The 12,137-nt window shown below is 65.6% G+C and carries 7 protein-coding genes; 6 read left to right on the top strand and 1 reads right to left on the bottom strand.

The annotated features are described in order from the left end of the window. Positions 1 to 90: 90 nt before the first annotated feature. The gene (locus NLM33_RS12585; protein ID WP_254096358.1) at positions 91 to 1,614 is read left to right on the top strand and encodes a UxaA family hydrolase; all 1,524 of its coding nucleotides are present in this window, start codon (positions 91 to 93) and stop codon (positions 1,612 to 1,614) included. A gap of 4 nt (positions 1,615 to 1,618) precedes the next feature. Here the strand turns inward: NLM33_RS12585 and NLM33_RS12580 are convergent, their stop codons facing one another. Beyond that, the gene (locus NLM33_RS12580) at positions 1,619 to 2,551 is read right to left on the bottom strand and encodes a lipase family protein (protein WP_254096357.1); all 933 of its coding nucleotides are present in this window, start codon (positions 2,549 to 2,551) and stop codon (positions 1,619 to 1,621) included. A 174-nt stretch (positions 2,552 to 2,725) separates the two neighbouring features. Between NLM33_RS12580 and NLM33_RS12575 the strand changes: the two genes are divergently transcribed. The 5 genes from NLM33_RS12575 (at position 2,726) to NLM33_RS12555 (ending at position 11,893) form a co-directional block, all read left to right on the top strand. Next, positions 2,726 to 5,995, top strand: coding sequence for a DUF2126 domain-containing protein (locus NLM33_RS12575; RefSeq protein ID WP_254096356.1), 3,270 nt, complete (start codon positions 2,726 to 2,728; stop codon positions 5,993 to 5,995). A gap of 27 nt (positions 5,996 to 6,022) precedes the next feature. Further along, positions 6,023 to 8,542: a circularly permuted type 2 ATP-grasp protein gene (locus NLM33_RS12570; protein WP_254096355.1), complete on the top strand. Its 2,520-nt coding sequence runs from the start codon at positions 6,023 to 6,025 to the stop codon at positions 8,540 to 8,542. Beyond that, entirely contained in the window at positions 8,539 to 9,417 is an 879-nt protein-coding gene (locus tag NLM33_RS12565) for a transglutaminase family protein (RefSeq protein WP_254096354.1), read from the top strand. The genes NLM33_RS12570 and NLM33_RS12565 overlap by 4 nt, the downstream gene beginning before the upstream one ends. A 161-nt stretch (positions 9,418 to 9,578) precedes the next feature. Beyond that, entirely contained in the window at positions 9,579 to 10,259 is a 681-nt protein-coding gene (locus tag NLM33_RS12560; protein ID WP_254096353.1) for a formyltransferase family protein, read from the top strand. Next, positions 10,256 to 11,893, top strand: coding sequence for a tetratricopeptide repeat protein (locus NLM33_RS12555; RefSeq protein ID WP_254096352.1), 1,638 nt, complete (start codon positions 10,256 to 10,258; stop codon positions 11,891 to 11,893). The genes NLM33_RS12560 and NLM33_RS12555 overlap by 4 nt, the downstream gene beginning before the upstream one ends. The last annotated feature ends 244 nt before the right edge of the window (positions 11,894 to 12,137 follow it).

The raw sequence follows: 12,137 nt of genomic DNA, 5'->3' as shown, positions 1-12,137 counted from the left end.
GTCACGCGTGGGCCCCGGATCAGCAGCGCACCGCTTGCGCGCTGCGCAGCATCCGGGGCACGATACTTTTGAAGACCAAGGAGAACTCCCATGACCCCAGCCCCCGTCATCCGCCTGCATCCCGATGATGGCGTGGTGATCGCGCGTGCCAGCCTGCCGCCCGGGACGGCGGTGGCTGACGGCGTGACGACGCTCGACCGTATCCCGTCGGGGCACAAGGTCGCGATCAAGCCGATCGCGGTGGGCGAGCCGGTCAAGCGCTACGGTCAGATCATCGGCTTTGCCACCGCGCCGATCGCACCCGGCCAGCACGTGCACACGCAGAATTGCGGCATGGGTGATTTTTCCAAGGACTATGCCTATTGCGCCGACGTCAAGCCGACGCCGAATTTCGATCTGCCCGCGACCTTCGAGGGCATCCGCCGTCCCGACGGCCGCGTCGCTACGCGCAATTATATCGGCATCCTCACCTCGGTGAATTGCAGCGCCCATGTCGCGGGCCTCGTCGCCGACGTCTTCAAGAAAAATCCCTTCACCGGTGAAAATCCGCTGGCCGAATTCCCAAACGTCGACGGCGTGGTCGCGCTGACGCACAAGACCGGCTGCGGCATGACACAGAACGAGCCGCTGGCGCTGCTCCGCCGCACGCTGGGCGGCTATGCACGGCACGTCAATTTCTCCCACGTGATCGTGCTGGGCCTTGGCTGCGAGGTGAACCAGATTGGCGGCCTGATGGAGGAACAGAAGCTCGCCGGGCGCTTGCGCGCGATGGACATCCAGGAGGTCGGCGGTACCCGCAAGACGGTCGAGGCCGGCGTTGCCTTCGTGCGCGAGGCGCTCGCTGACGCCAACAACGTGAAACGCGAAGCGGTGCCCGCGAGCGAGCTGACCGTGGCGCTGCAATGCGGCGGCTCGGACGGCTATTCCGGCGTATCAGCCAATCCCGCGCTCGGGGCGGCCAGCGATCTCATCGTGCGTCATGGTGGCACAGTGATCCTGTCGGAGACGCCGGAGACCTACGGGGCAGAACATCTGCTCACGCGCCGCGCCGTCAGCCGCGAAGTCGGCGAAAAGCTCGTCGATCTCATGCGCTGGTGGGAAGAGTATACCGAGCGCGAAGGCGCCGAGATGAATGCCAATCCGAGCCCCGGCAACAAGGCGGGCGGCCTCACCACGATTCTCGAGAAATCGCTCGGTGCGATGGCCAAGGCGGGCACCACCAATCTCGTCGACGTGCTGCGCTATGCCGAGCCGGTGACGAAGAAGGGCTTTGTGTTCATGGACACGCCCGGCTACGACCCGGTTGCCGCGACCGGCCAGGTCGCAGGCGGCGCCAATCTCGTCTGCTTCACGACGGGGCGCGGCAGCGTGTTCGGCTGCAAGCCCGCGCCGTCGATCAAGCTTGCGACCAACACGCCCATGTACAAGCGCATGGAAGAGGACATGGACGTCAATTGCGGCACCATCCTCGAAGGCTCCGAGACGGTCGAGCAATGCGGCCAGCGCATCTTCGATCTGATCCTGAAAACCGCCTCTGGCCAGCCGACCAAGAGCGAGAGCTTTGATTTCGGCGGCGCCGAGTTTGCACCCTGGGTGATCGGCGCGACGATGTGAGCGACTATTCTTCGATCACGATCGATAATGCGCGGAAGTAACTGTCCGGCACGTGATCGTCGATCATGTGCGGCAGGAATCTCTGGAGCGCATTCTGCAGTCCCACTCCAAGGATGGGAATGACCTGAAGCGCAGTGAGCGCGCCAACGTCGGCAAAGACGCTTTGTCCGACGCTTTCGAAGAGATCCGGCTTGTTCCCATCACGCGCCATCGGCAGCAAGCCGTCGAAAACGCCGCCGCTCGGGCACTGCACGGCCTGTCCGACATGGCGATAGACGTTGAGCAATGTCGGCGGGACTGTCGCAACGATGTCGGTGCCGTGGACCAGGCGGAAGGTGAAATCGCCAAGCCGCGGCGTATAGTCGTTGAAGAATTCCGGGCCGCCGTTGCGTGGACTGCCGAACGTGTAAACGACGATCTTGGGCGCGCTTGGCAGGAGTGAGGTCCGCCATGCGGCAAGGATCGCGAGCGCTCCACCAAGACTATGGCCGGTGAAGAACACCGGTTGATTGGGCGCGACCCGCTTGCCGAGCGCCGCCTGGATATCAGGCAAAACTGTCGCGACGGCTCTCTCAAAGCCCGTGTGGAGATTGTCCGGCGACGGCATGGCGTCGAAATCCGTGATCCAGTCCTGAAACTTTAGGGGATCGCTGCCGGCAAACGTCACAAATGTCGCGTGTGGCCCTTCCGCGACCACGACACAGGCGCTGTGTGGGGGCAGGCCAGTGCCCGGATCGTTGCTCCTGAAGCCGAGCTTCCTCAGGTCCCAGCCATTGAGGATGCTGTCGACCTTCGGCTCGTCGTCGGTCTCGTAAGCAAGCTGCGACAGCCACATCATGGCCCGCGCGTCGACCAGGTTAAAGTCCCTGGATGCCTGGAAGCTATCGAGGGCCCGCCGGCGATAGACGTTTCGGTCCTTCTTGACGAATACACTCATCGAGCATTCCCCCTGCGACCGCACAAGGAGCAGATAGTCAACCACAGGTAGAGATGAGCGGCAAGGACGAATGCCAAATCAGCCCGTGGCGTAGGCAATCGCTGCCGCTTGTTAATGCTTGATCGCGATAGCGACCGGTGTTCTGCTCAAAAAAGCTGCTGGAGCACCGCATCCGTGTCGATCTACGTCGCATTACACCACGTCACGCACTACAAATACGACCGTCCGATCGATCTCGGCCCGCAGACCATCCGCTTGCGGCCGGCGCCGCATACGCGGACGCCGATCCTGAGCTATTCGCTCAAGGTCAGCCCGCCCAATCACTTCGTGAACTGGCAGCAGGACCCGCAAGGCAATTGGCTGGCGCGCTACGTCTTTCCGGAGAAGACGACGGAGCTGAAGATCGAGGTCGATTTCACGGCGCAGATGACCGTGGTCAACCCGTTCGACTTCTTCGTCGAGCCCTATGCCGACAGCTTTCCGTTCGAATATCCGAAAGATCTCAAGACGGAGCTCGCGCCTTATCTCGAGACCATCAAGCCCGATCGCCTGTTCGCGAAATATCTCGACACGATCCCACAAGAAGCCCCGAACACCGTCAACTTCCTGGTCGATCTCAACAGAGAGCTGCAACAGAGGATTCGCTACGTCATCCGCATGGAGCCCGGCGTGCAGACGCCGGAGGAGACGCTCGCCTCCGGCGCCGGATCGTGCCGCGACTCCGCCTGGCTGTTGATCCAGACCTTCCGTCATCTGGGATTGGCTGCCCGTTTCGTCTCCGGTTATTTGATCCAGATCCGTCCCGACATCGATCCGATCGAGGGACCGCCGGAAGTGGAGAACGACTTCACCGACTTGCATGCCTGGGCCGAGGTCTACTTGCCGGGCGCGGGCTGGATCGGTTTCGACGCGACCTCCGGCATGCTCGCGGGCGAGGGGCACATCCCGGTCGCCGCAACACCACACTATCGCTCGGCTGCGCCGATCTCCGGGGGCGCCGGTTTTGCCGAAGTCGATTTCGCCTTCGACATGAGCGTCCGTCGCATCCGCGAGGCGCCGCGCATCACAAAACCGTTTTCCGACGAAGCCTGGGCGCGGCTCAATGATCTCGGCGAACAGGTCGACGGCGACCTCGCCGCGCAGGATGTGCGGCTCACCATGGGCGGCGAGCCGACCTTCGTGTCGGTCGACGATCTCGAAGCCCCGGAGTGGAACACCGAGGCCGTCGGTCCGACCAAGCGCGCGCTCGCCGATGACCTGATCCGCCGCCTGCGCACGCGCTTTGCGCCGGGCGGCCTTTTGCATTACGGCCAGGGCAAATGGTATCCGGGCGAAAGCCTGCCGCGCTGGGCTTTTGGCCTGTACTGGCGCAAGGACGGCGTGCCGATCTGGAAGAACGCCGACCTGATCGCGAAGGTCGAGACTCCCCGCCGCGCCGAGGTCAGGGACGCCGAGGCCTTCATGGAGGGCACGGCGGCGCGGCTCGGGCTCGACCCCGGCTACATCATGCCGGCCTACGAGGATCCCGCCTATTGGCTGCAGAAGGAAGCCGACCTTCCCGTCAATGTCGATCCTTCCGACTCCAAGCTGTCCGATCCGGAAGCGCGGGCGCGCATGGCGCGGGTGTTCGACCAGGGTCTCGGCACGCCGCGCGGTTTCGTGCTGCCGGTGCAGCGCTGGAACGCGCCGCCGCGCTGGCGCAGCGAGCGGTGGAATCTGCGGCGCAATCACCTGTTCCTGACGCCAGGCGATTCCCCGCTCGGTCTGCGGCTGCCGATGGGCTCGCTCGGCTATGTTCCACCGAACCAATATCCGTACATCGTCGAGCAGGACCCGATGGAGCCGCGGGGCAAGCTACCGGTGTTCACTCGCACGGCGCGCCCGCCGTCGCCGCCGCGGGTCGCGCCTGAACACCTCAACACGTCTGTCCCGGTCCGCACCGCGCTCTCGCTGGAGGTTCGCGGCGGCGTGCTCTGCGCCTTCATGCCGCCGGTCGAGCGCATCGAGGATTATCTTGAACTGATCGCCGCGCTCGAAGCCACCGCCGAGGAGATGCAGCTCCAGGTCCATGTCGAAGGCTACCCGCCGCCGTTCGATCCGCGCATCGAGGTCATCAAGGTGACGCCCGATCCCGGCGTGATCGAGGTCAACATTCAGCCGGCGAAGAGCTGGCGTGAGGCGGCGGACATCACCGCCGGCCTCTATGAGGACGCAGCAAAGGTGCGTCTCGGCGCCAACCGATTCCTGGTCGACGGTCGCCACACCGGCACCGGCGGCGGCAATCACGTCGTCGTCGGCGGCTCCAGTCCGCAGGATTCGCCGTTCCTGCGCCGGCCTGACTTGTTGAAGAGTCTTGTGCTGTACTGGCAGCGGCATCCGTCGCTGTCCTACTTCTTCTCCGGCCTGTTCATCGGCCCGACCAGCCAGGCGCCGCGCATCGACGAGGCGCGACACGACAGCATCTACGAGCTCGAGGTCGCGCTCTCGCACGTCCCGCCGCCGGGCTACCAGACGCCGCTGTGGCTGGTGGACCGGCTGTTCCGGCATCTGCTCGTCGACATCACCGGCAACACCCATCGCGCCGAAATCTGCATCGACAAGCTCTATTCGCCTGATGGCCCGACGGGGCGGCTCGGCCTGGTCGAATTCCGCGCGCTCGAAATGCCGCCCGATCCGCGCATGTCGCTGGCGCAGCAGCTCCTGATCCGCGCGCTGATCGCAAAATTCTGGCGCGAGCCGCAAGCCGGCAAGTTCGTGCGCTGGGGTACGGCGCTGCATGATCGCTTCATGCTGCCTCACTTCATCTGGGAGGATTTCGTTGACGTGCTTTCTGAGTTGAAGCAATCCGGCTATCCCTTTGAGCCGGAATGGTATCTGGCCCAGCTCGAATTCCGTTTCCCCGCCTTTGGCCGCGTCCATCATGGCGGCGTGACGCTGGAATTGCGCCAGGCGCTGGAGCCCTGGCATGTGCTCGGCGAGGAGGGCTCGGCCGGCGGCACCGTGCGCTATGTTGATAGTTCGGTTGAGCGGCTTCAGGTGAAGGCCGAAGGCTTCATCGAGGGCCGCCATGTCGTGACCTGCAACGGCCGCCGCCTGCCGATGACCCCGACCGGCCGCTCGGCGGAAGCCGTGGCCGGCGTCCGCTTCAAGGCCTGGCAGCCGGCCTCCGGCCTGCATCCGACAATACCCGTCCACGCGCCCCTGACCTTCGACCTCATCGATACCTGGAATGGCCGTTCGCTCGGCGGCTGCGTCTATCACGTCGCCCATCCCGGGGGGCGCAACTACGACACCAAGCCGGTCAACACCTATGAGGCCGAGGCGCGGCGGCTGGCGCGCTTCCAGGACCACGGCCACACGCCGGGCCCCAGCCAGCCGCCGCCGGAGGAACGCACAATTGAGTTTCCGCTGACCCTCGACTTGCGCACGCCGCTCCTGCATTGAGTATGGTGATGGGGCAGGGAGTGGTGCATGGGCGAAGGCGCGACCGACGGAGAAGGCCAGGCGGCCAGGCGCCTCAGCCAGCGCCGCGTCGCGCAATGGGTCCGCGACTATAGCCGGCTGCCCGGCATCCCCGACGAATTCCTCAGTCCAGACGGCGCCCCGCGCGCTGTCTGGAGCCGTTTCTTCGATGCCTTCGGTGCGCTGGCGCCCGACGAAATCGAGCGGCGTTTTGCCATGGCCGACCGGCATTTGCGCGAGGCCGGTGTCACTTACCGGGCGCCCGGCGATAGCGCCGATCGGCCCTGGTCGGTCAGCCATCTGCCGCTGCTGATCGACGAGGCCGACTGGCAGCAGCTCTCGGCCGGCATCAAGCAGCGCGCTCAGCTCCTCGAACTCGTGCTGCGTGACATCTACGGCGAGGGCCGGCTGGTCGCCGAGGGTGCGCTCCCTGCCGCTGCGATCGCCGGCAGCCCCGAATATCTGCGGCCCGTCTGCGGCGTGGCGCCCCCCGGCGGGCGGTACCTGTCGATTTATGCCGCCGATGTCGGCCGTGGGCCCGACGGGCGCTGGTGGGTGCTCGGCGACCGCACGCAGGCGCCGTCGGGGGCGGGCTATGCGCTGGAAAACCGCCTCGTGCTGTCGCGCGCCTTCGCAGACCTCTACAAGTCGATGAACGTCCCGCGCGTCGCACCGTTCTTCGAGGCGTTTCGGGATAGCCTTCGTGCCAGCGCTGATCGCGACGAGCCGCGCATCGGCGTGCTGACGCCCGGCAGCTTCAGCGAGACTTATTTCGAGCACGCGACGCTGGCGCGCTATCTCGGCTTCCTGCTGGTCGAGGGCGACGATCTCGCGGTCAGCGACAACCGCATCCACATCCGCACCGTCGCAGGCCTCAAGCGGCTCGACGTGCTCCTGCGCCGGGTCGATTCCAACTCGCTCGATCCGCTCGAGCTCGACGCGTCGTCGCGGTTGGGTGTGCCCGGGCTGATCGACGTGTTGCGCAAGGATGGCGTCGTCGTCGCCAACATGCCGGGCTCGGGCGTGCTGGAGGCAAGGGCGCTGCTCGGCTTCCTGCCGGCCCTGAGCCGTCGCCTGCTCGGCGAGGACCTGAAGATGCCGCACATCGCGACCTGGTGGTGCGGCCAGCGCTCGGCGCGCGAGGAGGTTTTGGCACGGCTCGACGAGGTCGCGATCGAAGGCGCCTACCGCCGTGGCGTTCCCGGCTTCCACGGCACGGGTCCTGTGCTTGCGGGCGAGCTCGACGCATCCGAGCGCCAGCGCCTGATCGACGCGATCGGCGGACGCGGCATGGATTATGTCGGCCAGGAGGTGGTGCGGCTGTCGACCATGCCGGTGTGGGAGCAGGGCCAGCTCACCCCGCGCCCCTTCGTGCTGCGCGTGTTCGCTGCCGCGACGCCCGACGGCTGGACCATCATGCCCGGCGGCTTCTGCCGGATCGCCGAGCAGGCGGACGCCCGCGCCGTCTCGATGGGCGATGGCGCGCGCGCCGCCGACGTCTGGGTCGTCTCTGAGAAGCAGGTCTCCACCGCGACGCTGCTGCCGGCGACCGACAAGGTGCGGATCCGCCGCATCGCCGGCGTGCTGCCGAGCCGTGCCGCCGACAATCTGTTCTGGCTTGGCCGCTATCTCGAGCGCGCCGAGGCCACGCTGCGGCTGGTGCGCGCACTCGGCTCGCCGATGCGCGGGCCTAACAACAAGGGCGCATCGGCCGCGATGCAGTCCGCCGAGCGCATCCAGCGCATCCTCGTCGCCTGGGGCGCAATCTCGCAAGCCTCGCGCACGGCCCCCGGACGGATCGCCGCGGAAGCACTGCAAAGCCCCGACCGTTTCGGCTCGGCGCTGTCGCTGGTGCGCGCTGCGCAACGCACGGCAACCGGCCTGCGTGAGCGGTTGTCGCCCGATGCCTGGCAGGTCATCACCGAGATGGCCGAGCGGCTCGCCTATGAGGTCGAGGACGACGACAGCGTGCTCAGCGCCGCCGAGCTTACCTTGCAGGAGCTCGCGAGTTTCGCCGGCCTTGCGCAGGAGAACATGAACCGCGCCGCCGGCTGGCGCTTCCTCGACATGGGCCGCCGCGCCGAGCGCGCCATCAACACCACGCGCTTTGCGCGGCAATTCGCCTATGACGAGGCGGGCGACGAGGATCTCGACGTGCTCCTCACGCTGGTCGATTGCCAGATCACCTATCGCTCGCGCTATCTGCTGGCGCCGCTGCTCGCGCCGGTACGCGATCTCGCGGTGCTCGACACCTACAATCCGCGCTCGGTCGCCTTCCAGGTCGCAAGCCTGAACGAGCACATCGCAGCACTGCCGAGCCTGAAGGAATACGGCCTGATCGAGAAGCCGCAGCGGCTCGCGGTCGCCGTGCAGGCGATGCTCGCCACGGCCGAGGCCGAGAAGCTCGAGGTCAAGACGCTGTTCTCGCTGGAGCAGGACCTGCTCAACCTCGCGGAGGCGATCGGGCTGCACTACTTCCCGCACGGTCCCAATGCCAGCCGGCCGGAAAAGCTGACGGGGCTTGCGTGATCTACGACATCCGTCACGTCACGACCTATTCCTACGAGAGTCCGGTCAGCTTCGCCCGCTGCACGCTGCGGCTGGAGCCGAAGAGCGGTGACGGGCAGGAGCTGATCTCGCACCACGTCGAGATCCGGCCGCGGCCTGCGGACCGCCAAGCCCGGCGCGATTTCTTCGGCACTCTGACCGAGAGCGTTGTGATCGAAGTTTCGCATCGCAATTTGCGCATCGATTCCCGCTCCCGCGTGTCGGTGTCGCGAACGCCACCGGCGCGTGATGCCTTGAGCCCTCCTTGGGAAAGCATCCGCGATATCGCCTTCGAGGCGACGAGCCTCGGGCCGTCGTCGCCGGTCGGCTACGTTTTTGCGAGCCCGCTGGTGCCGGTGCTGCGTCCCGTCAGCGCCTATGCTGCGATGAGCTTTGTGACCGGCGCCGGCATCCTTGCCGGCGCTATCGATCTGATGCATCGCATCCGCAGCGAATTTCGCTACGACCCGAAGGCGACGGTGATCTCGACACCGCTCAACGAGGTGTTCGACAAGCGCCACGGCGTCTGCCAGGACTTTGCCCATGTGATGATCGCAGGACTTCGCGGGCTCGGGCTGCCGGCGGCCTATGTCAGCGGCTATTTGCGCACGATCCCGCCGCTCGGCCAGCCGCGCTTGCAGGGCGCCGACGCCACGCACGCCTGGGTCTCGCTATGGTGCGGGCCTGAGCTCGGCTGGGTCGGGCTCGATCCGACCAACGATCTCCTGGTCGCCAATGATCACATCGTGCTCGCAATGGGGCGCGACTTCTCCGACGTCTCGCCGGTCGACGGCATCATCGTCGGCTCGCCGAAGCAGAAGCTCGGCGTCGCCGTGGACGTGCTGCTGGTGGAGTAGGGCGGCGCTCTTGCCGCGTCTTGGGCTGTCATTCCCCGCGACACCAACAATTTTGTTTCTCGATGTTTCCCTCGCGTGTCCAGTCGCTCATCGTTAATGCGCTGTTAACAGGGGCGCTGCGACATTTTGGCTCACTATCATCCTTAACAAAGCGGTAACCGATGCTCGAGGCCGTTGTGTTGCTGACGGAAGCGGCCGAGCAGGCGGCGCTGTCGCAAATATTGAGAAGCCACCGACAGGACCTGACGATCAGGCCTGTGACCGAAATCAACGAGCTCATGAGTCTCGAGCCATCGCTTATTCGGCAAGCCCGGCTGATCGCCTTTGCCTCCAACACCATCGTGCCCGCCGACCTGCTCGCGAAGCTCGGTTATGGCGCCTACAATTTCCATCCGGGGCCGCCGACCTATCCCGGCTGGGCGCCGACGCACTTCGCGCTCTACGACCGCGCGACCGAGTTCGGCGTGACCCTTCACGCCATGGCCGAGCGGGTCGATAGCGGCATGATCATCGACGTCACGCCGTTTCCCATTCCGGAAAACGCCGGCGTCTTCGCGCTGTGCGAGCTGACTTACGCCCAGCTCTTGAATCTGTTCGTGGAATGGGCCGATCGATTGGCCCGTCAGCCGTCGCTGCCGGCACCGCGTCCGGCGATCCAATGGAGCGGTCGAAGAAACTCGCGGCGCAACTACAAGGCCATCTGCGACATTCCGCTGGATATCAGCAAGGACGAGCTGTGGCGCCGGTTGCGTATCTTCGGCGCCAATCACTACGGCATCGCGCCGACCGTCAATCTGCACGGGGTGACCTTCACTGCGACGTTTCCGGCGGAGAGCGCATGAGCGCAATGTCGACCGCTCTCTCGCCGCAGGTTCCGACCGGACCCAGCGCCGCCGACCTGCTGCGCACGGGACGCGAGCATTACAAGCGCGGTGAGCTGAAGGATGCGATCGCGATCTTCAGGGCTGGTCTCGCGCTGGCGGCCACGATGTCGATCGGCACGGCCGCCGATATTGCGGCCGACCTCCATGCCGCGCTCGCCAACGCCTTCATGCTCTGCGACGATCTCGACTCCGCGGCCGACAATTACAGGGCCGCCTTGCGGCTTGCGCCGCATCTCGTCGCCTGCTGGTGCAACCTCGGCAATGTGCATTTGAAGACCGGCATGGCGCAGCAGGCCATCGCACTCTATCTCGAGGCGCTGCGGCTGAGCCCGGCGCACCGTCCGTCGCGGACCAATCTGGTGCAGGCACTCGTCGCGACCAGGCAATATGTGCTAGCGCAGGTTCTGCTGGGCGAGCTCATCGAGGAGACGCCCGAGGACGCGGGCCTTCATGCCGAGCTCGGCAAGGTTTGCTTCGAGCTGAAGCAGATCGAGGATGCGATCGCGCATTTCGAACGGGCCGCTGCGCTCGCACCGGAGCGGGCGGACAATCTCTACTGGATCGGCGCCATCCGGCAGGCGATCGGCGAGAGCGAGGCTTCGGAGGCCGCCTATGAGCGAGCCGTCCGGCTTCATCCGGTGCTGCGCAGACCCGCGACGCGGTCGCCGGCCAGCTTCCGCGTGCTCGCTCTGTTCGCGCCCTTCGTCGGCAACACGCCGGTCGCGTATCTGTTTCGGGATTGCGCCTACCAGACGGACATCCTCTCGCTATCGCCCTCGATCCGGCCGGATCTCGCGACGCTCGCATGTGAGGTCGACGTCGTCGTCAACCTCGTATGCGACGCTGATCAGGGCGCGGCCGTCCTGCCGCTCGCCGATGAGATTGCGAGGCACATCGGCAAGCCGGTCGTGAACGAACCCGAAAAGGCCTTGCGGACGACACGCGATGCGACCGCGGCTGTGCTTGCCGGCATTCCAGCCTGTCGCGTTCCGCGCACACTGCGCATCGCCGCGGGTCACGTGCTTCCGCCCGCAGGAAACGACCTGACGTTTCCGTTGCTGGCAAGGCCGGCAGGGACCCACGGCGGGGAGTTCTTCGCCAGGTTTGAGGATCCCGATGCTCTGACGGCGTTCCTCGCCGAACGCGTGAGTGAGGATCGCTATCTGATCGAGCCTATCGACTATCGGTCCGCCGACGGCTTTTTCCGCAAGTACCGGTTCATTTTCGTGGGCGAGGAGATCCTGCCCTATCATCTGGCGATCGGGGACGGCTGGAAGCTCCACCGCGATAGCACGGATATGGCAAGCCAGGACTGGATGCAGCGCGAGGAGGAGCAATTCCTGCGTGCCCCCAAATCGGTATTTTCGGCCGGTCATTATGACGTATTGCAAATGGTCAGGAGCCGCATCGGTCTCGACTATTTCGGTATCGACTGCGCGCTCGACGGCAGGGGCTATCTCGTCGTCTTCGAGGTGAACGCCTCCATGCTGGTGCACGACGAGAACCCGGATTTCCCCTACAAGGACCCGTTCGTTCGCAGGATCAAGACTGCATTCGACGCCATGCTGAGGCGGCTCGCGCGGACCGATTGAGCGCATGCGGCCGGGCCGGGGGGCACGCCGCGGCTCCGCCGTTCATCTCGATAGTCCCCGGAATACCGGATCGCGCGGTCATCCCCGAGCAAGCCGGGGACGGATGCCGGCACCGATGACCGACCGCGCGGCACGCGTTGGCCTGACTGGCAATCCTCGCCATCCTCGATAGGATGACAAAGCTGTCGCGCGGCGTGGCGCAACACAAATCTTTTCGTTACGCCGCCATTGGAGATTTGGTCAG

This window comes from Bradyrhizobium sp. CCGUVB1N3 (assembly GCF_024199925.1).
GTDB lineage: Bacteria > Pseudomonadota > Alphaproteobacteria > Rhizobiales > Xanthobacteraceae > Bradyrhizobium.
Note: the sequence above shows the minus strand (reverse complement) of the source record. Positions and strands in the feature narration are given on the sequence as shown.